The organism is Nocardioides sp. Z38_18 (assembly GCF_058215695.1).
This window is the reverse complement of record NZ_JBZAJE010000001.1, coordinates 1,721,646-1,746,212: the sequence shown is the minus strand read 5'-3', so window position 1 is coordinate 1,746,212 and position 24,567 is coordinate 1,721,646. Positions and strand designations below refer to the sequence as shown.

Annotated in this window: 29 protein-coding genes; 17 read left to right on the top strand and 12 right to left on the bottom strand. The window is 70.1% G+C overall.

Features of this window, described 5'->3' with window-relative positions; translation table 11 throughout:
- Positions 1–16: 16 nt before the first annotated feature.
- From AC4BGC_RS08380 to AC4BGC_RS08345, 8 genes are all read left to right on the top strand, one after another.
- Positions 17–703 carry a phosphatidylserine decarboxylase gene (locus tag AC4BGC_RS08380; protein WP_490555151.1) on the top strand — a complete coding sequence of 229 codons (687 nt, stop codon included), beginning with the start codon at positions 17–19 and terminating at the stop codon, positions 701–703.
- A complete protein-coding gene (gene pssA, locus AC4BGC_RS08375) occupies positions 670–1,596 on the top strand; it encodes a CDP-diacylglycerol--serine O-phosphatidyltransferase (RefSeq protein ID WP_490555150.1) in 927 nt (308 codons plus the stop codon). Before AC4BGC_RS08380 ends, pssA begins: the two co-directional genes overlap by 34 nt.
- Positions 1,597–1,614: 18 nt before the next feature.
- A complete protein-coding gene (locus AC4BGC_RS08370) occupies positions 1,615–2,043 on the top strand; it encodes a cupin domain-containing protein (RefSeq protein ID WP_490555149.1) in 429 nt (142 codons plus the stop codon).
- 5 nt (positions 2,044–2,048) lie between these two features.
- Positions 2,049–2,744, top strand: a complete 696-nt coding sequence (locus tag AC4BGC_RS08365; RefSeq protein WP_490555148.1) for an MBL fold metallo-hydrolase — start codon at positions 2,049–2,051, stop codon at positions 2,742–2,744.
- Positions 2,745–2,839: 95 nt separating this feature from the next.
- Complete coding sequence (locus AC4BGC_RS08360) at positions 2,840–3,118, top strand: type II toxin-antitoxin system RelE/ParE family toxin (RefSeq protein ID WP_490555147.1); 279 nt, start codon at positions 2,840–2,842, stop codon at positions 3,116–3,118.
- A gap of 17 nt (positions 3,119–3,135) precedes the next feature.
- Positions 3,136–3,420 (top strand): HigA family addiction module antitoxin, encoded by a 285-nt coding sequence (locus AC4BGC_RS08355; RefSeq protein WP_490544287.1) that lies wholly within the window; start codon positions 3,136–3,138, stop codon positions 3,418–3,420.
- Positions 3,421–3,567: 147 nt separating this feature from the next.
- Positions 3,568–3,897 (top strand): hypothetical protein, encoded by a 330-nt coding sequence (locus AC4BGC_RS08350; protein WP_490544288.1) that lies wholly within the window; start codon positions 3,568–3,570, stop codon positions 3,895–3,897.
- A gap of 297 nt (positions 3,898–4,194) precedes the next feature.
- Positions 4,195–5,100: an abortive infection family protein gene (locus AC4BGC_RS08345; protein WP_490555146.1), complete on the top strand. Its 906-nt coding sequence runs from the start codon at positions 4,195–4,197 to the stop codon at positions 5,098–5,100.
- Positions 5,101–5,826: 726 nt separating this feature from the next.
- Here the strand turns inward: AC4BGC_RS08345 and AC4BGC_RS08340 are convergent.
- The 7 genes from AC4BGC_RS08340 to AC4BGC_RS08310 form a co-directional block, all read right to left on the bottom strand.
- Positions 5,827–6,213 carry an aggregation-promoting factor C-terminal-like domain-containing protein gene (locus AC4BGC_RS08340; RefSeq protein WP_490544291.1) on the bottom strand — a complete coding sequence of 129 codons (387 nt, stop codon included), beginning with the start codon at positions 6,211–6,213 and terminating at the stop codon, positions 5,827–5,829.
- A gap of 466 nt (positions 6,214–6,679) precedes the next feature.
- Positions 6,680–7,075 (bottom strand): YybH family protein, encoded by a 396-nt coding sequence (locus tag AC4BGC_RS08335; protein ID WP_490555145.1) that lies wholly within the window; start codon positions 7,073–7,075, stop codon positions 6,680–6,682.
- Entirely contained in the window at positions 7,076–7,546 is a 471-nt protein-coding gene (locus AC4BGC_RS08330; RefSeq protein WP_490555144.1) for a hypothetical protein, read from the bottom strand. It abuts the gene before it with no gap.
- A gap of 18 nt (positions 7,547–7,564) precedes the next feature.
- The gene (locus AC4BGC_RS08325; protein ID WP_490555143.1) at positions 7,565–8,647 is read right to left on the bottom strand and encodes a 2Fe-2S iron-sulfur cluster-binding protein; all 1,083 of its coding nucleotides are present in this window, start codon (positions 8,645–8,647) and stop codon (positions 7,565–7,567) included.
- Entirely contained in the window at positions 8,637–8,939 is a 303-nt protein-coding gene (locus tag AC4BGC_RS08320) for a hypothetical protein (RefSeq protein ID WP_490544295.1), read from the bottom strand. The genes AC4BGC_RS08325 and AC4BGC_RS08320 overlap by 11 nt, the downstream gene beginning before the upstream one ends.
- Entirely contained in the window at positions 8,939–10,120 is a 1,182-nt protein-coding gene (locus AC4BGC_RS08315; RefSeq protein WP_490544296.1) for a 3-ketosteroid-9-alpha-monooxygenase, oxygenase component, read from the bottom strand. The genes AC4BGC_RS08320 and AC4BGC_RS08315 overlap by 1 nt, the downstream gene beginning before the upstream one ends.
- 63 nt (positions 10,121–10,183) lie before the next feature.
- Positions 10,184–11,062, bottom strand: coding sequence for an SDR family oxidoreductase (locus tag AC4BGC_RS08310; protein ID WP_490555142.1), 879 nt, complete (start codon positions 11,060–11,062; stop codon positions 10,184–10,186).
- Between the two features lie 178 nt (positions 11,063–11,240).
- Between AC4BGC_RS08310 and AC4BGC_RS08305 the strand changes: the two genes are divergently transcribed.
- The 3 genes from AC4BGC_RS08305 to AC4BGC_RS08295 are packed head-to-tail and all read left to right on the top strand — an operon-like array spanning position 11,241 to position 15,159.
- Positions 11,241–12,455 carry an acyl-CoA dehydrogenase family protein gene (locus AC4BGC_RS08305; protein ID WP_490555141.1) on the top strand — a complete coding sequence of 405 codons (1,215 nt, stop codon included), beginning with the start codon at positions 11,241–11,243 and terminating at the stop codon, positions 12,453–12,455.
- 8 nt (positions 12,456–12,463) lie between these two features.
- Positions 12,464–13,588 (top strand): acyl-CoA dehydrogenase family protein, encoded by a 1,125-nt coding sequence (locus AC4BGC_RS08300; protein WP_490544299.1) that lies wholly within the window; start codon positions 12,464–12,466, stop codon positions 13,586–13,588.
- Positions 13,585–15,159 carry an AMP-binding protein gene (locus tag AC4BGC_RS08295; protein WP_490555140.1) on the top strand — a complete coding sequence of 525 codons (1,575 nt, stop codon included), beginning with the start codon at positions 13,585–13,587 and terminating at the stop codon, positions 15,157–15,159. Before AC4BGC_RS08300 ends, AC4BGC_RS08295 begins: the two co-directional genes overlap by 4 nt.
- A gap of 127 nt (positions 15,160–15,286) precedes the next feature.
- Here AC4BGC_RS08295 and AC4BGC_RS08290 read toward each other — a convergent pair whose 3' ends face one another.
- Complete coding sequence (locus AC4BGC_RS08290) at positions 15,287–16,348, bottom strand: HNH endonuclease signature motif containing protein (RefSeq protein WP_490555139.1); 1,062 nt, start codon at positions 16,346–16,348, stop codon at positions 15,287–15,289.
- 6 nt (positions 16,349–16,354) lie between these two features.
- Complete coding sequence (locus AC4BGC_RS08285; protein WP_490555138.1) at positions 16,355–16,558, bottom strand: hypothetical protein; 204 nt, start codon at positions 16,556–16,558, stop codon at positions 16,355–16,357.
- 257 nt (positions 16,559–16,815) lie between these two features.
- On the opposite strand from AC4BGC_RS08285, the gene AC4BGC_RS08280 reads away from it, so the two are divergent.
- The gene (locus tag AC4BGC_RS08280) at positions 16,816–17,427 is read left to right on the top strand and encodes an MBL fold metallo-hydrolase (protein WP_490544302.1); all 612 of its coding nucleotides are present in this window, start codon (positions 16,816–16,818) and stop codon (positions 17,425–17,427) included.
- Positions 17,428–17,550: 123 nt separating this feature from the next.
- On the opposite strand, the gene AC4BGC_RS08275 is transcribed toward AC4BGC_RS08280, so the two are convergent.
- A complete protein-coding gene (locus AC4BGC_RS08275) occupies positions 17,551–18,045 on the bottom strand; it encodes a DUF3995 domain-containing protein (protein WP_490555137.1) in 495 nt (164 codons plus the stop codon).
- A gap of 75 nt (positions 18,046–18,120) precedes the next feature.
- Between AC4BGC_RS08275 and AC4BGC_RS08270 the strand changes: the two genes are divergently transcribed.
- Positions 18,121–18,651, top strand: coding sequence for a DUF1990 domain-containing protein (locus AC4BGC_RS08270; RefSeq protein ID WP_490555136.1), 531 nt, complete (start codon positions 18,121–18,123; stop codon positions 18,649–18,651).
- Here AC4BGC_RS08270 and AC4BGC_RS08265 read toward each other — a convergent pair.
- Both AC4BGC_RS08265 and AC4BGC_RS08260 read right to left on the bottom strand, forming a co-directional pair.
- Entirely contained in the window at positions 18,633–19,136 is a 504-nt protein-coding gene (locus AC4BGC_RS08265) for a hypothetical protein (RefSeq protein WP_490555135.1), read from the bottom strand. The two genes, AC4BGC_RS08270 and AC4BGC_RS08265, sit on opposite strands and share 19 nt — an antisense overlap.
- 9 nt (positions 19,137–19,145) lie before the next feature.
- Positions 19,146–19,718 (bottom strand): TIGR03086 family metal-binding protein, encoded by a 573-nt coding sequence (locus AC4BGC_RS08260; protein WP_490555134.1) that lies wholly within the window; start codon positions 19,716–19,718, stop codon positions 19,146–19,148.
- Between the two features lie 185 nt (positions 19,719–19,903).
- Here AC4BGC_RS08260 and bsh point away from each other — a divergent pair, with 185 nt between their 5' ends.
- The 4 genes from bsh (at position 19,904) to AC4BGC_RS08240 (ending at position 24,467) form a co-directional block, all read left to right on the top strand.
- Entirely contained in the window at positions 19,904–20,851 is a 948-nt protein-coding gene (gene bsh / locus AC4BGC_RS08255) for a choloylglycine hydrolase (protein WP_490555133.1), read from the top strand.
- A gap of 88 nt (positions 20,852–20,939) precedes the next feature.
- A complete protein-coding gene (locus tag AC4BGC_RS08250; RefSeq protein ID WP_490555132.1) occupies positions 20,940–23,501 on the top strand; it encodes a helix-turn-helix transcriptional regulator in 2,562 nt (853 codons plus the stop codon).
- 64 nt (positions 23,502–23,565) lie between these two features.
- The gene (locus AC4BGC_RS08245; protein ID WP_490555131.1) at positions 23,566–24,012 is read left to right on the top strand and encodes a cupin domain-containing protein; all 447 of its coding nucleotides are present in this window, start codon (positions 23,566–23,568) and stop codon (positions 24,010–24,012) included.
- Positions 24,009–24,467, top strand: a complete 459-nt coding sequence (locus AC4BGC_RS08240; protein WP_490555130.1) for a hypothetical protein — start codon at positions 24,009–24,011, stop codon at positions 24,465–24,467. The genes AC4BGC_RS08245 and AC4BGC_RS08240 overlap by 4 nt, the downstream gene beginning before the upstream one ends.
- Positions 24,468–24,567: the final 100 nt, after the last annotated feature.

The window sequence follows — 24,567 nt, the reverse complement described above, 5'->3', positions numbered from 1 at the left end:
TCTAGGCTGCTCAACCGTGTCCTCCATCATTCGCTACATCGACCGCGCCGCCGTCTCGGCCGTCGCCGTGGGCTGTGTACCCGCCCTGGCTGCCGCCCTGACCGGCCACCGCCGCACCGCGGGAGCACTGACGGCCCTGCCGGTGGCGCTGGCTGCGTTCTTCCGCGACCCCGACCGTACGCCGGACCGCGAAGCCGTCGACGCCGACCTCGTGGTGGCGCCCGCCGACGGCCTGGTGATGTACGCCGGGCCGGGCCAGGTCGGGGTCGCGCCCGCTGGCCAGTGGCAGCAGATCAGCATCTTCTTGTCGGTCTTCGACGTGCACATCAACCGGACGCCCTACAGCGGCCGGGTCGAGGAAGTGACCTATCGCCCCGGCAAGTGGCACGCGGCCTACCGCTTCGAGAGCGCCACCGAGAACGAGCGCAGCGAGATCACCCTGGTCGACACCGTGGCTGGTGAGGAGCGCCGGGTGGTGTTCCGGCAGATCGTGGGCCTGGTGGCGCGCCGGGTGGTCACCCGGGTGCGGGCCGGCGACGTGCTGCGGACCGGCGAGCGCATCGGGCTGATGAAGTTCGGCTCGCGGATGGACGTCTTCGTCCCGCCCGGCGTCGAGCTGGTGGCGCAGAAGGGTGACCGCACCGTCGCGGGCGAGACCGTGATCGCACGGTGGTCCTCCCCCGATCGCGGGAGCACCCCCTGAGCCGCGCTGCGGATAAGCCCAACCGCCGGCTGCTCGACCGCTGGCGGTTGCAGTCCCCCTCGGGCGCCGAGGTCGTCTCGCTGCGGCAGCTGAACCCCAAGGAGCGGTTGCGGGTCACCGCACCCAGCATGTTCACCACCGGGAACATGGCCTGCGGGTTCTCGGCGATCCTGCTGGCGTTCGCCGACGAGTTCCACTGGGCCGCGATCATGCTGGCCGGGTCGATCGTGCTCGACATCGCCGACGGCGCCGTTGCGCGTCTCGTCGGAGCAACCTCCCCGTTCGGCGTACAGCTCGACTCGCTCGCCGACCTGGTCTCCTTCGGCCTGGCCCCGGCCGTGCTGGTGCACACGTGGGCGCTGCCGGAGAACCCGGTGATCGCCTGGCTGTCCGCGTTCTTCTGGCTGGCGTGCGCGGCGTTCCGGCTGGCCCGGTTCAACGTCACCGTGAACCCGATGGCGGACAAGAAGTACTTCGTCGGGCTGCCCAGCCCGGGCGCGACCCTGGTGGTGATCGCCACCATCCTGGGGCTCGGGACCCCCGAGCACGGCCCGTGGATGCTGGTCCCGGTGGCCGTGAGCATCATCCCGGCGTTGCTGATGATCACCACCGTCCGGTTCCGGTCGTTCCGCGGCCTGCTCGCCCCCGACACGAGCCAGGCTCGCGTGGTCACCACCGTCCTGGGCGCCGCGCTGGTGGTGGGCCTGGCGGTGGACGCCGCGACCACCGGGCTGGTGGTCGCATGCGCCTACCTGCTCACCGCGCCGCTCGGAGTGTGCACCGCGCCCCTGCGTGCCCGGGTCTTCGGGCCCCAGTCGGTGGCCCCGCCGCGCACCAGGCTGCAGTCGGTGTTCCTGCCGATCGTCGACGACGTCGAGACGGAACCCCTCTAGCCCCTAGCCTGTGGGCCCATGGACGACCGACCCGCGCTCGCGGCAGCACTCGACCTGGCACCGCACCCGGAGGGCGGGTGGTTCCGGCGGTCCTGGGCGGCGCCGGAGACCGTCGTACTCCCCGACGGGCGCGCCCGGCCCACCGCCTCCCTGATCCATTTCCTGCTGCCCGCCGGCGAGTGCTCCGCGTGGCACCGGGTCGCCTCCGACGAGATCTGGCTCGCCCACCTCGGGAGCGTCACGCTCGAGCTGGGTGGCTCCGGCCCCACACCGTCTCCGGAGTCCTCGACCACCGTGGGCACCGACCACGCCGCCGGCCAGCAGACCCAGGCGCTGGTGCCCGCCGGCGTCTGGCAGCGCACCCTGCCGGGCGCCGCCGACGCGCTGGTGAGCTGCCTGGTCTCCCCGGGCTTCGACTTCGCCGACTTCGAGCTCGCCCTAGGCTGACCCCCATGGCAGCGAGCATCGGCGACAGCGGTCCCTACTCCGGCGAGGTCTCCCCCGGCGGTCCCCCCGACACCCGCGAGCTCGCGGGCCTGATCATCTCCAAGCTGGCGGTGGACCCGGACATGTCCAACAACTGCTACCTGCTGCGCTGCCGCGCCACCGACGAGCAGGTGCTCATCGACGCGGCCGCGGAGCCGGAGCGGTTGCGCACGCTGATCGGCGACGGCGGGCTGAGCAAGGTGATCACCACGCACCAGCACTGGGACCACCACCGCGCCCTGGCCGACGTCGTCGCCGCGACCGGCGCCGTCGTGGTGGCTGGCGAGCCCGACTCGGAAGCGATCACCGAGCAGACCGGCGTCACGGTCGACGACCGGGTCCAGCAAGGTGACACGATCGAGTTCGGCGACTGCCGCCTCGAGGTGATCCACCTCGTCGGGCACACTCCCGGCTCGATCGCGCTGCTGTACGACGACCCCGAGGGCACCCCGCACCTGTGGACCGGCGACAGCCTCTTCCCCGGTGGGGTGGGCAACACCTTCGGCGACGCCGAGGCGTTCCAGACCCTCGTCGAGGAGGTCAGCACCAAGGTGTTCGACCGACTCCCCGACGAGACCTGGTTCTACCCCGGCCACGGCAACGACTCCGTCCTCGGCAACGAGCGGCCCCACCTCGAGGAGTGGCGCGAGCGCGGCTGGTAGGGCGCCCGACACCAGGGCATCCGGCAGGAACGGGACGCGAGCCGACAGCGGCGAACATCATTGTATCGTGTCACGTTACGCGATACAGTGTGAGAGTGATCGTGAGCTTCCGGCACAAGGGGCTTGAGAAGTTGTACCGCGACGGTGTGAAGAAGGGCGTCCAAGCCGACCACGTCCCGAAGCTGCTCCGAATCCTTTCGGCTCTGGACGTGGCCCAAAGCCTCGACGACCTGGCGATCCCATCGTTCCGGACCCACAGACTCAAGGGCGACTTGGCCGGGCACTACTCGATGTGGGTGAACGGGAACTGGCGGATCACATTCCGATTCATCGAATCGGATGTCGAACTGGTCGACTATCAGGATTACCACTGAACAGGAAGGAGAGGCCCATGATGAAGAACCCCGTCCACCCCGGCGAGATCCTGCGTGAGGACGTGCTCGCCGACATCGGCCTCAGCGTCAGCGAGGCCGCCTCACGGCTCGGCATCTCCCGTGTGACGTTGAGCCGCGTGCTGCACGGTCATGCCCGGATCAGCTCCAACCTCGCCGTCCGCCTCGAAGAGGCCGGCGTGGGAACCGCACGCGCCTGGCTCGCCATGCAGGCGGCCTACGACCTCGCCACCGAGCGGGCCGCTGGCACTCCCAAGGTCCGCCGCCTGCAACCAGTCGCCTAGCTCGAGGCCGGCAAACCAGATCATCGACGCCGCCACCATGGCGGGCTCACGACGAGGATGCACTCCAGCGACCGCGCGGATCGCGGCAGATGAGAACGTTCTTGCAAGACCCGTGCGTAGCGCCTCGATCTGAATAACACTTTTGGTGTGCGCCTCGATGAGCCTCTGCCGTTCCACGGATACGTGGTGTGGCTGACGCCAGAACAGGGTGGGCGGGAATCCGGTCCACCACCCACCCCAGCCGACAAGGACTACGCCGCAACGGGCTTCGTTCCACCGGCGACAGTCGACTCGGGGCTTGCATCGGTGGTGCTCCGCGTGCGGGACCGTGCAGCGTGGCGGTCCGAGGCGGATGCCCAGTGGCTGCTCGAGGACAACGTGCCTCCGCAGCGCGTGGGCGAAGGCGGCGTCATCGTCGTTACCGAGGGTCGCCGAATCACGGCGTACTTTCACGTGGAGTCCATAGACGCTGTCTGACGACTCACCGGTTACAGACCATCCGACATCGGCATGACCGCGCGGATCGCGGCAGATCCGGACGTCGAGCGCGCCGTAGCCTCCACGCATGGTGCGAGCACAAGTGAGTGAGCGGCACGACGAGCCTCGGGTGGGACGTTCTCGACAGTCCTGAGACGCCTGGCGGGTGTTGGGGCGAGTCGGCCGTCCAGACCCGCCTTGTCTCGAGCAGCGACGGCGCAGTATGCCGGTTGTCGAACTGCCTGCTCCACCTCGAATATCGACAGGCCCCGTGCACAACACAGGTAATCTCACGCCGTGGTTGAGCCCCCGCTCCGAGTCTTTGGCGATGAGACAAAGTTCCGCGCCGAGCTGCGCAAGCGGCTCAGGACAGCTAACGACTTGCGCGCACGTCTGGACGCCGCTCGGGACGAGCTAACGCAGATGCCCCCGTACGATCCCAACCTCAAGGGCCTCGCGGCGTTGCTCCAGTCGGCCCCGAGCACCGGTGGACTGACCGCCGTCGCAGAGTCAGTGGAGAAGTGGCGCTCCGGCAACAACGCGGTGATGACGCGCTACCTCGGATCCGCAGGCGACCACGTGTCCCTCGACTACGCCCCGTCGTGGCACCGCGATGACGAACGGGACCCGAACCGCCGGGCGAGCAAGTGCCAGACGCGCATCGAGGAAGGCGTCGAGGTGATCGAGCGCGTGCTCTCCCGTTTGCCGCAAGCCGCCACAGCGACCACGGCACCCGTGGAGGCCCGCTTCGCCGAAGTGCGGCAGTCCGGGCTCCTCGACCCAGCCGCGTTCGACTCGTACGTCACGCGCATGTCGCGCCTCCGCACCCGCCCGCAGATCTCCGATGCGATCGGAGCCGCCAAGGAGATGGTCGAGGCGTGCAATCGAGCTACCTGTGAGCTACTCGACCTCCCCTATCCCGAGGGCGACTTCGGCAAGCTGGGGAAAGTCGTCCGCAAGGAGCTGGCCGCGCGCGACCACGCCGCACCTTCATCGCGCGCGGTGCACGCCATTGACCAACTCTTCGCGGGCATGGCCTCGGTTGAGGTTGCGCTGGCGACGCTGCGTAACGAGTTGGGCACCGGGCACGGGCGGCGGGACCTACCGCGGCTGCGTCCCCGGCACGGACACCTCGCCGTGGATACCGCCGACACCTACGGTCGCTACCTCGTCGCGACTCTGCGCGACCTAAAGCTGCTCTGAGGCGCGTCCAGATCGCGCGCAGCCTCACCGTTGGCGTCTGACCGAGGCCTCACCCCAACCGAGTGACGCGCTTCGCGCACGACCACTCATCGGCATGACCGCGCGGATCGCGGCAGATCCGGACGACCCACTAGATATCCAAATCTCACCGTTCGGGGCGCCGGGTCTACCTAGTAAGAGTGATACTTCAGACGTGACGCTGACGCGGCCCCCGCAACGATCGCTTGTGAGCCGCCTTTGGCCGCGTTCCTGGATTCTCTACCTGGTTTGTGGCCTCGCGCACCTAGCGACGTACTGGAGTGGCGGGTCGCCACTGTGGATGGCTCTGGTTTGGCTGGGCGGTGCTGTCGTACTTTTCGTACGGGAGCGGTTCGAAGCGCGATCAGGCTCAGAACACAATCCAACCGACGCCTGATCTACTTCCCCCGTTGCGGACTACCGCGCGGATCGCGGCAGATGAGTGCGTTACCCCTGCAGACGCGGAGCAACGCGTTCTCAGCGCAAGTTCCTGACAATCTCTCGGTATGCCTCTCGGGCATGGGGGCGAAACCCAAGGCCGCTCGGATGTGGCGGGAAAAGGCCGCCCGGGCTACACACAGACGCACGCTGAGTACGGCGTGAACAAGGCTGGCCTCAACGGAAGTTGCGCAGCACCCAACTACGCCTCGATCTAACTGGACGGGTGCTCCTCCATCCACCGCTCGCCCCGACCGCTCGGGCCCGTCGTCAGTACCAGCCGACGCGCTGGGAGTGTCCCCACGCGCCCTGGGGGTTGTCGTAGCGCGCGGCGATGTAGGCCAGCCCCCAGGTGATCTGGGTCTCCGCGTTGGTGCGCCAGTCGGGAGCGACGTCCGCCATCTTCGAGCCCGGCAGCGACTGCGGGATGCCATAGGCACCTGAGGAGGCGTTCTCGGCCAGGTGGTTCCAGCCGGACTCGCGCTGCCACAACGCGTCAAGGTACTGCCACTGGTCGGCCGCAAAGCCGAACTGGAGCATCAAGCGATGTCCGAGCCCGCGGTTGGAGTCGGGGTCGACGTCGGTGGGCAGCACCTCGGGAGAGGCGCTGGCCATGGACGCGGCGATGCGCTCCGCGCGCCTGGCCAGCTGCTCCATGATGACGCGGTGCGGCACGCTGGCGGCGGCGCCGGTGCGCTTGACCGGAGCCTTCGTCCTCGTCGGGGTCGGTGCCTCGGTGGTCTGCGTCGCGACCGGTTCTTGGGACGGGGTCCGCGTCGGCTCGGCCGCTGCGCAACCAGCGGTCAGTAGCGCGACGATCAGTAGCGCGACGATCGTCGCGGCTGGCCGCCTGGGAACCCCTTGATACCTGCCGGAGTGTTGGCGCCGATGCCATACTCGCCACTCCGTGCTTGCGTTCACCGGCACAGGGTGGCATGGGGCCGTTGATCTGCGCACCGAACATCCCGGATCTCGGCATGTCCGGACGTCTGGCCGAAGCGCTCACCAGGTCGTTTCCGGGTGTCGGCGGGGCTGACCTCATTGCTGGGTTGGTTGTGCCACGGACGTTTCCACATCCCGCCGGGCGGGGGCGTCGGAAGTGCATCGTGGTGTTGCAGGACGCTCACTCGGTCAGCGGGAACGAGTGGTGCTCGTGCGCGACGACCCAACGGTCGCCCTCCCGCCGCAGGCCCAGGGTCAGCCGCAGCCGGCGGTCCGGCGCCGCGGCCAGGCCCTCGGGGGTGTCGCACCGGAGCAGCGCATGCGCGAACGCGACGTCCTCCCCCGCAGTGACCTCGAGCGAGTCGATCTCGAAGACGGCACCCTGCTGCTGCCAGCCGAAGAAGGCCGGCCACACGTCACGGTACGCAGCCAGCCCGCGGACGCCCTGGTCCGGTGGGGGTACGTCGAACATCACGATGTCCTCGGCATGGTCAGCGAGGACACCGTCGAGGTCTCCGGCATGGACCGCGGCGGCCCAGCGCCGCACCAGCTCCTCGATCCGGTCCTCGTCCCTCATTCAGCTCTCCACGGGTTCCCGGAAACCTGAGACAACCTCGGCGAGCAGCCACACCACCGCCGACGGGACGGACACCAGCAAGCACGACACGAACACCCAGCCCAGGATGTCGACGCTGAAGATCGGCACGACGAACAACAGCACCAGCATCACCAGCATGGTGACGGCGCAGATCTCGAACACCGCCAGCGCCCAGCGGCCGACGACGGACCTCGTCAGGGCGTGCCGACTCTGCATGTTGCGGCGGCCGACGACGACGAGCAGTACTCCCTGGGCGGCCGCGCTGACTGCTAGAGCGACGAGGGCTGCCCCCTCCAGGCCGCGGCCCAACGTCGTCTCGGAGGAGCGCCCCGGAAGCAAGGCGTCCGCGAGCAGGTAGACCAGCATCAGCACCAGGAACGCGAAGAACGCCCAGGAGCGCACCGTCGCGGCGTGGCTCGCGACGCGGTTCCGGCTCACCGGGTCGGTCATGACCTCACCTTGGCACAGTCAGCCGCTGTAGGTGATCCGGATCTTCTCGCTCGCCGGCAGCGACTGGCAGACCAGGCGGATCCCGTCGGAGAGGTCCTCCTTGTCGAGCACCTCGTTGTTCTTCATCCTCACCTCGCCCTCCAGGACCACGCAGGCACAGGCGCTGCAGTTGCCCTCGCGGCAGGAGAACGGGGCGTCGAGCCCCTTCTCCTCCAGGAAGTCGAGCAGGGGCTTGTCGCCCTGCCAGTCATCGAAGGAGTAGTCCTGGCCGTCGAGCTCGACCTCGACCGCGATTGGTCCCGTGACCGGCTGCTCGTCGTCGTCCTCGTGGTCGTCCGCGTCGGCCAGGGTCTTCGCCGCCGCCCGCATCTCCTCCACGTCACCGAACGGGTTGCCGCCCAGCGAGACGAACTTCTCCTGGTGGCGCCGGTCGCGCGGGAAGCCGAGCTCCTTGAGGCTGCTCACCACCGACTTCATGAACGGCGGCGGGCCGCAGACGAAAGCGGTGTGGCTGGAGAAGTACGCCGCGAACGCCTTCAGCTGGTCGGGCTCGGGAAGCCCCTGCACCGACTCAAGCCAGTGCACGACGACGAACCGCTCGCCGTACTCCCGGCCGAGCGCCGCGAGCTCCTCGGCGAAGATCACCGACTTCTCGTCGCGGTTGGCGTAGAACAGGACGACCTTGCCCTGGCCCTTCTCCAGCGCGCTGCGCGCGATCGACATCACCGGGGTGATCCCGGACCCGCCGGCGAACAGCAGCAGGTCGGAGTCGAGCTCGCGCGGGGTGAAGATGCCGCTGGGCGGGAGCACCCGCAGCGAGTCACCCACCCGGACGTTGTCGCAGATCCAGTTCGACGCGTAGCCCTCGGCCGTGCGCTTCACCGTGATCTGGTGGCGCCCCGAGTGCGGCGCCGAGGACAGCGAGTAGCACCGCGCCGCCAGCCCGGTCTGCTCACTGGGTACGGCGACCGTCAGGAACTGTCCCGGCGTGTAGGTGAACTGCTCGGCCAGCTCCTCGGGCACCTCGAACACGATGGAGTGCGCGTCCGCGGTCTCCTCCACGACATCGAGCACCTTCAGGACGAAGGACTCAGTAGCCATCCTCTGCTCCGATCTCGAGCTCACCCTCGGCCACTGCGCGGTCGATCGAGGAGCTCAAGCGAGAGCATGAGGCATAGACGTGGCGACCCCCCGGCTGCCCCTCCATCTTGCGGAACTCCGCGCACTGCGAGAGCGCGCCGGCGTGCCACTGGATGGAGGTGTGGTGCTCGCTGTTCTTCTTCACGCCGACCTTGGCGAGGCAGTCCAGGCAGGCCACCTCGGTCAGACGCGCCTGGGTGTAGAGCCGCTGGTCCTCCAGGGTCTCCTGGTTGGTGGGGGCGAACGAGACCATCAGACCCCGCCGGCAGCGGTCGGCGCGTCCACCTTCTCCTGGGCGTCCTCCGAGGTCCCTTCCTCCGCGGCCCGCTTCTGGAGGTTCTCGGAGACCTCGGCGCGCCAGAACTCGTTGGCCTTGGTGGTGTCGACCTCGAACTCGAAGCGCTCGGCCATCTCCGGGGTGACGTCGGCCTTGTCGACGTAGAACTGCTCGTACCAGCGGCGCAGCTGGTAGACCGGCCCGTCCTCCTCGCAGAGCAGCGGGTTCTGCACCGGGGCCTTGTTCAGCCAGATGTGCACGTCCTGCATGAACCCGTCACCGAACATCTGGGTGTACTTCTTGCCGATGTAGTCGGTGGTCTTCGCGTCCATCCCCTCGGGCTTGAGCACCTTCAGGCCGTACTGCAGCACGAAGGAGTTGTCCCCGGTCGGGATGTGGCAGTTGACCAGGACCACGTCGGTGACGAAGCCCTTGTAGTCGTTCTTGATCCAGTTGACCATGAACGACGGTCCGAAGTACGTCGCCTCCGACTTGAGCACCAGGTCCTCGTCGCCGTACCCCTCGCCGGCCATGTCCGGGCGGCCGGTGGACTCCATGAACTGGGTGGCCATGTGACCCTCGAAGACGTTGCGGAAGCTCGTCGGGAAGGCGAAGTGGATGTAGAAGAAGTGCGCCATGTCCACGACGTTGTCCACGATCTCGCGGCAGTGGGCGCCGGGCACGTCGAGGGTGTTCCAGCTCCAGTCCGTGTAGACCTCGGGGTCCAGGATCCGGTCGAGCTCGGGAGGCAGCAGGTCGTGGTCGGCGGCGCTGCCCTCGACGTCGTGCCAGATCATCAGCAGACCGTTGCGCTCGACGGTCTCGTACTTCTGGGTGCGGGCGCGCAGCGGGATCCGGCGCGCGTAGGGGATCGCCTTGCACTTGCCGTCACCGCCCCAGCGCCAGTCGTGGAACGGGCAGGCGATCTCGTCGCCCTTGACACTCCCCTGGGTGAGGTCGCCGCCCATGTGCCGGCAGTAGCCGTCGAGCACGTTGAGCTTGCCGTCGGTCGCCGCCCACACCACGAGCTTGCCGCCGAAGGCCTGCACCGCGTGCGGCTTGCCGTCCCGGAACTGGTCCACGGGCCCGAGGCAGTGCCAGCCACGCGCGAACCGCTCAGGCGGCTTGCCCTTGTCGAGGTATCGGGTCTCGCTCATCGCGGGTGCCTCTCCATCCGTGCTCGTCGAACCAGGTGGATCGAACGTCAAAACAAGAACAGGTTATAGTTTTTGGCGTAGCGAGGCCAGCCTGCCGGGCCGCTGTCCCACCGCTGCGGCCTCGGCCCGGGCCGCCTGGAGCTTGCGCTGCTTGGCCACGAACCGGATCGACATCTGCTGGGTCGTGCGCGGTGCGAGCCGGCCGACCAGCCAGGTCGCCCGGGCGGTGCGCGGGGTCACCAGCAGCGCCCGGTTCGCCGCCACGGCGGCGAGCACCTCCGCGGCGAGGACGTCGGGGTCGTGCGGGCGTCGTACGCCCTGGCCCTTGAGGAAGTAGTCGCGCCCGTGGAACCGCCCGACGGCGCCCTTGTCCAGGATCGGGGTGTCCACCGCCGAGGGGCACACAGCCGTGACGCCGACCCCCTTGGCGGCCGCCTCGGAGCGCAGCGCGAGCGAGAGCCCGACCACCGCGTGCTTGGTCATCACGTAGCTGGTCAGCAGGCCGGCTGCCATCAGACCTCCCATCGAGGCGGTGTTGACGATGTGGCCGCTCCCCTGCCTCACCATCACCGGGTACGCCGCCGCCACTCCGTGCACCACGCCGCGGATGTTCACGTCGATGATCGAGTCCCAGTGCGCCAGGGTGAGTTCCTCGGTCTCGCCGCCCAGGGAGATGCCGGCGTTGTTGAAGATCAGGTCCAGGCGACCGTGCTCGGCGACGACGCCGTCGACCGCGGCCTGCACCGCCGCCGCATCGGTCACGTCGAGGGTCAGGGCCCGCGCGTTCGGAGACCCCGCGGCTGCATGCTCGGCGGCCTCGGCGTCGATGTCGGCGCAGACCACGTGGGCACCGGCGGAGGCCAGGGCTCGGGTGAGGGAGAGTCCGATGCCGGAGCCGGCCCCGGTCACGATGGCGGTCTTGCCGCGCAGGTCCTGGCTCATGAGTTCCTGACATCTGTGAGGTATTCCTGACACCTGTCAACTTAAGGCGCAGGTCGCACCCTGGCAACGGTTCCGGGAAACAAGAACAGGTTATAGTTTTGCGCCGGTGCCGATTTGCCGTCTTTCTGCCGGCAGCGTCGTCCCCGAACCGTGTCAGGAACCCGTGTCAGGAGCCCACATGCACATTGCGCTGAGCGCCGAGCAGGAGGCGTTGCGCGCAGAGCTGCGTGACTACTTCGCGGAGCTGGTGACCCCGGAGCGACGTACCGCCCTGGCCGCAGCCACGAGCGACTTCGGCGCCAGTGACGGCGACGCCGAGGGCGGCGAGTTCGGCAACGCGGACGTCTACCGCGAGGTGATCCGCCAGGTCGGTCACGACGGGTGGCTCGGCATCGGCTGGCCCGAGGAGTGGGGCGGCCAGAACCGCTCGATGATGGACCAGCTGATCTTCACCGACGAGGCGGCGATCGCCGGCGTACCGATCCCCTACCTGACCCTGAACACCGTCGGCCCCACGATCATGCGCTTCGGCACCGACGCGCAGAAGCAGGAGATGCTGCCCAAGATCCTCAAGGGCGAGATGCACTTCTCGATCGGGTACTCCGAGCCCGAGTCCGGGACCGACCTCGCCAGCCTGAAGACGCGGGCGCGCCTCGAGGGCGATGAGTGGGTGATCAACGGCCAGAAGATGTGGACCTCGTTGATCCAGTACGCCGACTACATCTGGCTCGCCTGCCGTACCGATCCCGACCTGCCCCGCCACAAGGGGCTCTCGATGATCCTGGTGCCGGCCGATGCACCCGGCTTCTCCTACACCCCGGTGCACACGGTCGCCGGCGTCGGGACCAGCGCCACCTACTACGAGGACGTGCGGGTGCCGCACGACAACCTCGTCGGCGAGCTCAACGGCGGCTGGGCGCTGATGACCAACCAGCTCAACCACGAGCGGGTGGCGCTGACCTCCGCGGCCCCGGTGACCCACTCCATCGCGCTGGTCACCGACTGGGCCCAGCAGACCCGCAACTCCGACGGGTCCCGGGTGATCGACTCCGAGTGGGTCCAGGTCCTGCTCGGACGTGCGCGCGCCCGGGCCGACATGCTCAAGCTGCTGAACTGGCAGCTCGCCTCCGCCACGAAGGACCTCTCCCCCGCCGACGCCTCGGCGACGAAGGTCTACGGCTCCGAGATGGCCACCGAGGTCTACCGCTCCCTGATGGAGGTGGTCGGGCCCAAGTCGCTGGTGGCCGGCTCCTCCCCGGGCGCCGTGCTGCGGGGCCGGCTGGAGCGCTACTACCGGTCCTCGCTGGTGATGACCTTCGGTGGCGGCACCAACGAGATCCAGCGCGACATCATCGGGTACGTCGGACTCGGCCTCCCGGCCGCGAAGCGATAGGCAGCTCCATGGACTTCAGCCAGACCCCGGACGGCGTCGAGGCCGCAGAGCTCGCGGCGGTCATCCTCGACAAGCACTGCACCCCCGACGCGCTCAAGGCGGTCGAGAACGCGGCAGCGCGGTTCGACCACGACCTGTGGCGCCGCTTCGCCGACTCGGGGCTGATCTCGCTCACGATCCCCGAGGAGCACAACGGTGCCGGGCTCGGCGTGCTCGAGCTGTGCAGCGTGCTCGTGGAGGTCGGCCGCAAGGTCGCCCCGCTCCCGCTCGGGGCGCACGCCGTCACCGGGATGGCGATCAGCCGGTTCGGCTCGGTCACCCAGCAGGCGCGCTGGCTGCCGGTGGCCGGCCTCGGCGAGTTCATCCTCACCTCGGCCCTGTCCGAGGACCGCGAGTTCGCCCCGGCCGTGCCGATCACCCGGGCCGACAACGACGGCTCCCACTGGCTGCTGACCGGCAGCAAGGTCGTCGTACCGTCCGGCCCGCTGGCGGACCTCTTCCTGGTCCCGGCCGAGACGACCAACGGGCTCACCGTGTTCCTGGTGCACTCCGACGACCCCGGCGTGGCGGTGGTGCCGCAGCAGCTGAGCGGCAACGAGGTCGCGGCGCGGCTGGAGCTGGACCGGGCCTCGCTGCCGCTGGACCGGGTGCTGGGCACCATCGGCGACGGGCTGGAGATCTCCGAGTGGCTCTCCCGGCACCTGACGCTGGCCCTGTGCGCCGAGCAGCTCGGCACGCTGGAGGGCGCCCTGTCCCTCACCGCGGAGTACGCGAAGACCCGGGAGCAGTTCGGCCGGCCCATCGGCACCTTCCAGGCCGTCTCCCAGCGTCTCGCGGACGGCTACATCGACGTGCTGGGTGCGCGCCTGACGATGTGGCAGGCCGCGTGGAAGCTGAGTCAGGGCCTCGACGCGCTCGAGGACCTGGCGACCGCGAAGCTGTGGTCGGCCGACGCCGGGCACCGGGTCGCGCACACCACCGTGCACGTGCACGGCGGCGTCGGCATCGACCTCGACGGCGAGGCGCACCGCTACTTCACCGCAGCCAAGCGCAACGAGTTCGCCCTGGGGGGCACCACCGAGCACGCGCGGGCCCTCGGTGCGCTGATGGCGGCGGAGACCCCCTCCGCATGAGCACGATCCGCGACGCCCTGTGCCGGCGGCTCGCGGACGACCGGCCGGCCCTCCTGGCGGGGGACGAACGCTGGACCTGGCGCGAGTACGTCGAGCAGGCAGCCCGGCGCTCGCGCGTCCTCGGCGGGCTGCTCGACGAGGCCCGCCCACCGCACGTGGGGCTGCTGCTCGACAACACCCCGGAGATGGCCTTCCAGCTCGCGGCGGCCGGGCTGGGCACGCACGTCGCCGTCGGGCTGAACACCACCCGGCGCGGCGACTCGCTCCTCGCCGACATCGTCAAGGCCGACTGCCAGCTCGTGCTCGCCGATCGGCGGCACCTGCCCCTGCTCGATGACCTCGACCTGTCCGGCGTACGCGTGATCCCCAGCGATGACCCCGACTGGGTGCGGGCGGTGGCCGAGGCGGACGGGGTCGTGCCGGAGGCCGCGCCGGAGCCGGACTCGCTGTTCATGCTGATCTTCACCTCGGGCACGAGCGGGAGTCCGAAGGCCGTGCGGATCACCCACGAGAAGGTGACCTATCCCGGCGGCTACCTCGTCGAGCGGCTCGGTCTGAGCGGTGACGACGTCTACTACGTGTCGATGCCGCTGTTCCACAGCAACGCGGTGATGGCCGGCTGGGCACCCGCGCTGGTCACCGGGGGCACGGTCGCGCTGGCGGAGAGGTTCTCCGCGCACCAGGTCCTCCCCGACCTGCGGCGGTACGGCGCGACGTACCTCAACTACGTCGGCAAGCCGCTCGCCTACGTGCTGGCCACCCCCGAGCAGCCCGACGACGCCGACAACCCGCTGCGGCTGGCGTTCGGCAACGAGGCCGGGGACCGCGACATCGCGGCGTTCGCGAAGCGGTTCGGGTGCCGCGTGATCGACGGCTTCGGCTCCACCGAGAACGCCATCGTGATCTCCCGGATCCCCGGCACCCCCGCGGGGTCGCTGGGCCAGCCGCTGGCGGGCGTCGCCGTGCTGGACCGGGAGACGGGGCAGGAGTGCCCGCGCGCCACCTTCGACGACACCGGCCGGGTGACCAACCTCGACGAGGCCACCGGCGAGCTGGTGAACACCACCGGCGGCGGCCAGTTCGCCGGCTACTACAACGACGACGCCGCCACCGCGGAGCGGCTGCGCGACGGCATGTACTGGAGCGGCGACCTCGCCTACCGCGACACCGACGGCTGGGTCTACTACGCCGGCCGCACCGCCGACTGGCTCCGCGTGGACGGCGAGAACCTCGCCGCCGCCCCGATCGAGCGCATCCTGGTCCGCCACCCCGCGATCGCGCAGGCCGCGGTGTACGCCGTCCCCGACCCGAGGTCCGGCGACCAGCTGGTCGCGGCGCTGGTGCTGGCGGGAGACATCTCCCCCGCCGACTTCGAGCAGTTCCTATCCGACCAGCCGGACCTCGGCCCCAAGCAACGCCCGAGGTTCGTGCGGATCGTGGACGACCTCCCGCGGACTGCGACGAACAAGGTGCTCAAGCGCGAGCTGAAGGCCGAAGGGCTGGGCAACGAGGGCGTGGTCTGGCAGCGCGAAGAGCGCGGCACGGCGTACTCGGTCGCTGTGGTGGGCTGAGCAACCCGACGCAAGGAACCCGCCTACGAGATGGCGAGGCGCACCACAGCCTCCGTCACTCCGCCGCTAATGCCCGTCCTTTCAGGCGGCTGCCGCGGGCGCTGACTAGCCGGAATCTCCGAGCCGGTCACTCCCGCCGATAGAACCGGACCTTCCCGTCCGGCAGCCGGTCCGCTCGGTAGGTCGGGTCGTGAACCCGGCGGTGGTGGTGCGGACACAGCAGCCGGCCAGTCTTCACGTTGGTGTGGCCGCCGTCGGCCCAGCGTTTGTCGTGGTGGGCATGGCAGAGACCGGGCGGGGTCTCGCAGTGTTCGGCGGTGCAGCCGCCGTCGCGCACGGCCATGGCTAGACGCATGGCTTCGCTGTGCAGCCGCCGACGTCGCCCGACGTCGAGGACCTGGCTCTGCCCGCCCAGGACCATCGGGATGATGCCGGCGCGGCAGGCGAGGCGGCGGGCCTCGCTCGCGGAGATGCGGCCGCCGGTGTCCAGGGTGCACACGCCGGCGGCGTCGAGGCGCCCCATCAGATGGTCGAGGGTCATGGTGACCACGATGGTGGCGCCGCAGCCGCCGGTCTGGGGCAGTGACTTCGCCGGGACGGCTTCGAGCAGCTGGGTGAACGCGATCCCGTGTCGCACCGGAGTGGGCAGGTCGGGGTCGATCCCGGTGTCGTTGACTCCCACGGCCCGGGAAGGAGACGTGAGGGCGAGGATCATCTTGGTGAGGATCTGGCCGTGCAGCGCGGGGATACGGAACCGGCCGTGGCAGGTGCCTTCGTCGTCCTCGTGCATCGACAATGTCGTACGCCGCAGGGCCTCTGCCTCTTCGCGTTCCAGCGCCCGGCCCTCGAACTCCTCGGCCAGCTCAGGTGCGATCACCTCGAACAGGTGCCGGCCCAGCAGCCGCAGCATCTTCGCGTCGTGATCCGCAGCCAGACCGACGAGGTGGGCCTCCGCAGCCACCCGCTGCTCGGCCGAGACCGCGAACGGGCCCGTTCGGGGAAGCCGGTCCAAGGAGGCGACGATGGCCCGAGCCTGGGGCAGGTTCACGCCGCCGGCGGCCATCGCGGCGGCGAGGACTTCGTGGTCCTCCAGCTTCAGGGCGAGCTTCAGGTCACAGCGAGCGTCGCGGCGGGTCTGGTGAGTCTCGACCGCGAGCCAGTCGGCGGCGGTCGCGGCGCCGGTGTCCACGGTGGCCTAGCTGTGCTCGGCCTCGGCGAGCAGCCGAAGACGGAGCGAGTCGAGCTGAGCACTGGCATCGGAGAGCTCCACCAGGGCCTCTCGCTTCTCCGACGCCGTCATCGAACACAGCGGGGTCGAGGCCAGCGAATCGAGCCGCCCCTTCAGCCGATGGGCGAAGTCGACCACCGGGTGAAGGTGGTCGACCGGCTGGCTGCTCATAGGTGAATCAAAGCACCGAGCACTGACAACAATGGGCCGCTGACCAGCGGTTATGACCCAAATGCGAAAGTCCTCGAAAGGAATGTTTGTCGGCTTCTCGAGGACTACCGTGGTGCGCGATGACTTCCGCATGGGCGTTGGGTCCAGACGTCGAGAGCCGCGCCCAGCGGCGTACACATGAACGGGAGCTGAGGGCGATGAGTGAGTCACGACCCAGCACAGAGCAGCGAACGGCGAGCGGGAGCTCGGCGCCGACCGTGACCCCGGTACTCGTGGCCGAGCTGCTCGCCGAGGACGAGCGGATGCCGGTCTACGTCCACGTGATCGACCATCCCGAGGCGCGCGTACTGGTCGACACCGGGATGACGGAGCTGCACCCGGCGGTGGCCGACATGGATCCACGCCTGACCCCACTGAGCACGCAGGCCGACTTCGACCTGGACAGCATCGACATCGTCGTCAACACCCACCTGCACTTCGACCACTGTGGCGGCAACCGCCTCTTCGCCGGCAAGCCGATCTACGTCCAGCGCGTCGAGCTCGACGACGCACGCAGCAAGGACGACTACACGATCCGCGAATGGGTCGAGGCGCCCGGCGTGGAGTACGTCGCGGTCGACGGCGAGCACGAGCTGCTGCCGGGGATCCGGCTGGTCCCGACCCCGGGGCACACGCGTGGCTCGCAGGTGGTCGTCATCGAGACGGGCGGGCAACCAGTCGTCGTCTGCGGCGACACGGCGGTCTTCCACGGAGAGCTGGACGAGCCGAGCACCGAAGGCCAGCGGCTGGTCCGCGCGCTCGACCCTGCGGAGGTCTGGCTCTCGCACGAGCACGAGCCGTGGCGTCCACAGGTCGAGCAGGGCGGGTGACGCGGCGAAACCGTGGGGCCGCCCGATAGCTGATCGAGCGCCGAATACCCACCGGAAGCGAACACGTCCGATACCTGCTGACCTCTCCCCCATCGTCCGCGAACGCCATCCGGGAGGCGATCCCTACCGCGATCCAGTGGTGTGCTCTCGCACGTGGTCAGGCCGCCGTGCGGTGGGCCCCCTTCGAAGCCCGAGGAGCAGCAGAATGCCCCAGAGCAGGAACAGCGGATCCCACAGCGCGGCGTGGCCGATCATCGCGTCCCGGTCGTAGCCATCGGATGAGGTCACGACTCCGCCCAGGACGAGCCAGGCCACGGCTGCGTTCACGCCGCCGTACAAGACGAGAAGCCAGGCACCTGCGCGGCACAGCGTTCGCCATACCCGGGGCGCCGGCAGTCGACCTGAGGCGAGCAGCAACGGAACTGCCGCCGCCGCGAGCTTGAGCACACCGACAGCCGTCAGACCCAGACCAGCGACGACGGGCCGCGTGTCCACCAACGTCACTGCCCAGGGGCCCACGGTGGCCAGCAGTGCTCTCCCGCCCAGCGCCCAGTACAGGCTGAAGCCGGCGTGGATCCCACCAGCCAGGGCAGCGGCCCACAGGAATCGCCTGCTCATCACACGACGGTAGGTCCAGTCACGACGCCAGCGGATCAGGGATGACCCCGATCCGCGAGGTGCGAGGATGCGCCCGTGGAGCCCGACCTGCTGACCAGCCGACAAGTCGCCGCACTGGAACAGCAGGAACTGACGTACGCCGAGGTGGGCGCCTCGCTCGGGAGACTGCCTCGCGGCTATGCGCACCTGCAGCGCTACCGAGTCCTGGGCAGCGGCTCCGCCAGGTTCGAGGAGGCTTCCCGCACGTTGCTGGGGTGGGACATGCACCGCAGGGCCGGGCTGGCCATTCGCCCCTCGAGCCCCGACATCGTCGAAGGCGCTGTCGCGGTGCTGCGCATCGGCTGGTCACGACTCGGCCTGGACGCACCGGTGCGTGTGGTGGAGGTCATCGACGAGCCACGGCATCGCGGTTTCGCCTACGGCACCTTGCCCGGGCACCCCGAGCGCGGCGAGGAGGCCTTCGTCGTCGAGCTGCGCGAGGACGGGCAGGTGCAGTTCACGATCACTGCGTTCTCTCGGCCGGCGTCCTTGCTCACGAAACTCGGTGGCCCCATCAGCGCAGGCGTCCAGAGCTGGATGACGAACCGCTACCTGCGTTCGGTCTGAGCCTCGGCCAGCTCCTTGAGAGTGAGCAGCTGCTTGCGCGCCATCACGAGATCGCCGACCGCGAACAGCGGTCCGAGCGCGCGCCCGTTGTGCGCGGCGAGCTTCAACAGGAGCCGGGTCGCCGGCCCAGTGCCCTCCAGGACGTAGGACATGTGAACGCCCATGATCTTGGCCGTCAGGTGGACACCGGGCGCCACCGCCACGATGGTCCCCAGTGGACGGCCCGCGGTGGCGCTGAACGGCTCGCCGGCCTCGGGCTCGGCCAGTCCTCGGAGCTCACGAGGCGAGCGCCGGCCGCGGTTGTCGATCCAGTCATAGGAGTAGGGCGCGAGCCTGATCTGTGCGATCCAGGGCCACACCACGTCGGGCGAGGCGTTGACGGTCACCCCGCGCCAGGCCTGCCACGCGGGGTTCGGGACCATGTCGTCGCACGGGTAGCGCATGGACACCTCGGCGGGCGTCACACCCCAGCGGTCGCCGATCATCAATCGATCCTAGGTCGCGGGCGGCGGAGCCCAGTAAGGGTCGCGACCCAAGAATGCGACCAGCCGCGTTTCAGGGTCGGCGTCCCCCTGCACCTCGACGCGAGGTCCGAAGTGCCCGCTGTCCCTCAGCAGCTGGTCGATGGGCTCCATCTCGGCGAGCAGTGACTCGCATCGCTCCGGGTCGAGTGCCGGCACCTGACCGGTGGCCATGGCCAGGTCCCACGTGTGGTTGAACACGTCGGGAGTGAAGAACTGCGAGACCGCTTGGTCGAGCGGCACCCCACCGAAGTTCGGGTCGGGGGGCACGAGTGCGGCGGAAGCGGGGTCTTCGAGCAGCGAGATCACACCTCCTGCGAAGACCCGCCAAGCCGCACCAGGGTCCGTCTCAGCCGAGGGACCAGCCGGGAGCGCCAGGTCCAAGTCATGCACGAGTGCCGGGAACCACCCGATCAGGTGACCGACGACGTCGCGTGCCTTCCACCCGGCCACTGGCGTGGGGGCATCCCACTGGTCGGAGCGGACCGCGTCCACGATCTCGCCGAACCGACCCCCGATCTCACGAAACTCTTCAGCTGGTGTCATGCAGGTGAGACTGCCTGACGGCTGGCGAATCATCGCCGCCAGCGCACTTCGCGGCATTTCGTCCGGCGCTACGGTGGAAAGGACTACCACCGGGGCCCGTCGGGTCACGGCGCACCGGACGAGCGAGGTCGGGCGGCGACTGTCACGCGGGGTCGTCGGAGCTCGCCACAGGCAGGGGCAACGACATGTGCACGAGCATCAGGTTCACCGACGCAAGCAGCAATCTCTATCTCGCACGCAACCTCGACTGGACTTTCGGCTACGGCGAGCGGGTGGTGGTGACACCCACCGGATACGACACGAACTCCCCCTTCGGCGCGGTGCCGCGCATCCGGTACGCCGTCATCGGCATGGGGATCGTGGAGGAGGACACGCCGCTGTACTTCGACTGCGGCAACGACGCGGGCCTGGCCGTGGCCGGCCTCAACTTCCCGGGCTACGCGAGCTACGCGCCGGCGCCACTGGACGGTGCGACGAATGTCGCCGCCTTCGAGTTCCCTCTCTGGGTGGCCTCTCAGTTCGCCAGCGTCGACGAGGTCGAGGCCGCGCTCGGCGATGTCGTCATCGTCGACAAGCCCATCAACGACAAGTACCCGAGCTCGCTGCTGCACTGGATCATCGGCGACTCGGACCGCGCCATCGTGGTGGAGTCCACGAGCGAGGGCCTGCAGGTCTTCGACGACGACGTCGACGTCCTCGCCAACCAGCCGGGTTTCTCGTGGCACCACGAGAACCTGCGCAACTACCTCAACGTGGACCCCGCCTTTCCCGAGGAGATCGTGCTCGGGCGGGCGCACCTGGGCCCGTTCGGTTCGGGGTCGCACATGCGGGGGGTCCCCGGGGACTACTACTCACCGTCCCGGTTCGTGCGCGCGGCGTACGTGAACGCGCACTACCCGGAGAAGGCGAGCGAGGAGGAGAACGTCAGCAGGGCGTTCCACACGCTCCAACAGGTCGCGATGGTCGACGGCAGCGCAGCCATGGGCGACGGCGACTTCGAGAAGACCATCTACACCGGGCTCTACTCGGCGCGGAGCAAGACCTACTACTGGAACACGTATGACGACCCCGCGATCCAGCGAGTCGCGATGGCCGACCACGCACCCGACGGAAGCAAGCTCGTCGTCGTCTGACCGGAGCCGGCCCGACGGCGCGCGTCAGGCAAGCAACGCCTGGTCGGCGTGGGTGCGCCGTCCGTCCCACGCTGGCTAACCTGAGCCGATGGAGCGGTCGTGGCCGCTGACCGGCCGGGACGAGGAGCTGCGCAGGGTCGTGTCGGCGATCCGGCCCGACGCGGCGGGCATCGTGGTGGCTGGCCCGGCCGGGGTGGGCAAGACCCGGCTCGTCCGCGAGGCGCTGGCTGTCCCCCGGGGGCGCGGCGCGACGCTGGTCTGGGCGCACGGCAGCACGGCCGCCCGGCCGTTCCCGCTCGGCGCCTTCGCCGGTCTCCTCGACGTACCCTCCGGGGACGCCGCCCAGACCGCCGCCCAGACCGTCGCCCGGGCGCTGGACCAGCTCGCCCGGCAGCAGCCGCTGGTGCTGGCCGTCGACGACGCGCACCTGCTCGACGAGCACTCCGCGATCGTGCTGCACCGCGCGGTGCAACGGCGCGTCGCACCGGTCGTGGTCACGCTACGCAGCGGGGAGCCGGCCCCCGACACGGTGACCTCGGTGTGGAAGGACGACCACCTCCCGCGCCTGGACCTGGCGCCGCTGGACGTCGCCGAGACCACCGGCCTGGTCGCCCGGGTCCTCGGCGGCCCGGTCGACTCGGCCTCCGCGCACCGGTTGTGGACCCTGACCCAGGGCAGCCCGCTGTTCCTGCGGCACCTGCTGGCCGGGGAGGTGTCGGCTGGCCGGTTCACCGCGGCGTCCGGGATCTGGCGATGGACCAGCGAGCCGGCGATCTCCCCGGAGCTGGCCGACCTCCTTGCCCGCGAGATCGGCAGCCTTCCGGCGGGGGTGCACGACGTCGTCGACGTGGTCGCGCTGGCCGAGCCGGTGGCGGTGCCGGTGCTGTCCGCGCTCACCTCACCCACGGACCTGGAGGAGGCCGAGAGCCGAGGGCTGGTGCGCATCGACGGGCAGGTCGCCCGGCTGGCGCACCCGCTGTACGGCGAGGTCCGCCGCGCCGCGATGGGCACCCTGCGCGCGCGCCGCCTGCGGGGCCGGGTCGCGCTGACCCTGGACGCAGCACCGGATCCGATCCCCCGCGCCGTGCTCACCCTCGACTCCGACCTGCCGGCGGACCCCACGCTGTTCCTGCAGGCCGCCCAGGCGGCAACGGCGGTGTACGACCTGCCCCTGGCCGAGCGGCTGGCCCGCGCGGCTGCCGCCACCGGTGACCCTGCCGCCCGGCTGGTGCACGCCGCAGCGCTGTCCTGGCTCAGCCGCGGCGACGAGGCCGAGGCGCAGCTCACCGAGATCGCCACGCGCGCACCGGACCCCGGGACCCGCGCGCTGGCACAGCTGCACCGCACCGGCAACCTGCTCTTCACGATGGCCCGGCCCGACGAGGCGCGACGGGCGCTGGCCGCAGCCGAGGCCACTGGCGTGGCCCCGCTGCACGTCGCCGCGATGTCCATCGCCCTGGCTGCCGCGGTCGGCGACCTCTCGACCGTCCTCGGCCCCGGTCGGGAGCTGCTGCGCGAGGAGCTGCCCGACGACCTGGCCCGCATCCTGGTCGCCTCCGGGGTGTCCGCGGGAGCCGCGGTCGCCGGCGACGCCGGACTCCTCGACGAGGCCTCGGCCGTGGGCGGTCTCACCGCGGAACGCGTGCCGACGGTGATTCCCGGGTTCGGGCTCGCGGACTACCAGGTGCTCGGGCACCGCCTCGCCGGGACGCCCGACCGAGCCAGCGACCAGGCCCGGAGGATGCAGGCCGCCTCGGCCGACCTCCCGGGCCCGGCCAGGTTGATGGGGCTGGTCGTCACCGGGCATGCCGCCCTTGCCGGTGGCCGGGTCCGCGACGCCCTGGTCCCGCTGCGGGAGGCGTGGGCCGGGCTGGCGGACTCGCGCCACGAGTTCCGGTTCCGCTGCCGCACACTGCTGGCCACGGCCCTGGCGCAGGCAGGCCAGGCTGCGCTGGCCGCTCCCCTGCTGGCCGACCTGGCCGCCGGGGGGCAGCACCCGGCGTACCGGATCTACGCCCCCGACGACCTGCTGGCGCGGGCGTGGGGAGCGGCCGCGGAAGGCGCCACGACCGAGGCGATCGGCCACGCCGTGGCCGCGGCCGGTCTCGCCCACGAGACCGGCGCTCCGGGCTACGAGGTGCTCGCCTGGCAGAGCGCGGTCCAGCTCGGCGACCCCGGGGCGTGGCCCCACCTCGCGGCGCTCGCCGGGCTGAGCCCTCGCGCCGCAGCGGCCTGCGCCCATGCCCGGGCGTGGGCCGACCAGGACGGGCAGGCGCTGCTCGACGCGGCCGATGACTGGGCCCGGCTCGGCGACCTCCTCGCCGCCGGCGACGCGGCGGCGCAGGCGGCCGACGTACGCCGCCGCGAGGGCCGCCAGGGTTCGGCGCTCACCGCCGCGGCCCGCGCCGCGAAGCTGGCCGACCGGTCCGGCGCCCGCACCCCTGCCCTGGCGACCGCGGCCCGGCCGCTGCCGCTGACCGCGCGCGAGCGCGAGATCGCCTCGCTGGCCGCACGGGGGCTGACGAACAAGTCCATCGCCGAGCGGCTGAGCGTGTCGGTGCGCACCGTCGAGGGGCACCTGTACCGCGCAGGCCTCAAGCTCGGCGTCTCCGAGCGCACCGCGCTGGCCGACGTCCTCGGAGTCGAGTAGCGCACTACTCGCCCCCCTGCTCCTCCCCCGGCGGATGCTGAATCTCCCGACCCGAGGAGGAACCATGAGCACCACCCACATCCGGCCCGGAGAAGGCCGGCACTACCCGATGATCGACGGCGACCACATCGCGAAGACCACCGTCCAGGACGCCGCCGGGGCCTTCGAGGTCTTCGAGGTGGTGGCGCCGGCCGCGCCGATGGCGCCCCCGCACGTGTCGCCGTGGACCGGCGTGCTGTTCCTGCTGGAGGGCAGGGTCAACGCGCTCGTCGACGGCACGACCTACGACGTCGAGCCGGGCGGCGTGATCGTCTTCCCGGCCGGGACACCGAGCACCTTCGAGGTCGTCAGCGAGTCCGCACGGTTCGTGGCGATCACCTCCGGCGACGGGGCCGGTCGGTTCTTCGCCGACTTCTCCAGCTCGGTCCCGGCTGACCGGCCGGTCGAGGACTCGATGGCGGAGATCATGTCGGTGACCAGCCGGCACGGTGTCCAGCTCGTCGGTGCGTGAGCCCGATGCGCTTCGAGGTGGACACCCTCGCGTCGCCCGAGCAGGTCCTGGGGGCTCTGACCGACTTCACCGAACGTCGTACCCAGATCTGGAGCCGCACCCTCGACCCGAAGGCCTACGAGGTGCGCGCACTCGGAGACACCTGGGCGGTGGCCCGGGAGAGCACCGCCGGATCGCCGTTCTGGGTCGTCTCCCGCTACGACTGGTCCGATCCCGACGTGCTCCGGATGACGGTCGAGGACAGCAGCTGGGGTGGGTCCGGCACGGGATCGGTCCGAGCCGTCGCCGCGGACGGCGGTGGCAGCCACGTGTACGTCGAGTGGACGCACACCGGCGTCACCCGCACCCGCGACAAGGTCGCGCTGGCGTTGCTCCACACCCCGCCGGTGAGGCGGATGATCGCCCGCCTCTGGGTCAAGGCCCTGAACCGGTACGCCGAGTCGAACTTCGCCTAGCTCGCTGGCAGCCTCTGTGCGATCGGAGTCCGAGACGCCAGGCCCCACACCGGTCCGCGGAACCCCCTTGCTGGTTTCGGGACGCGGAGGTAGGTGTGGG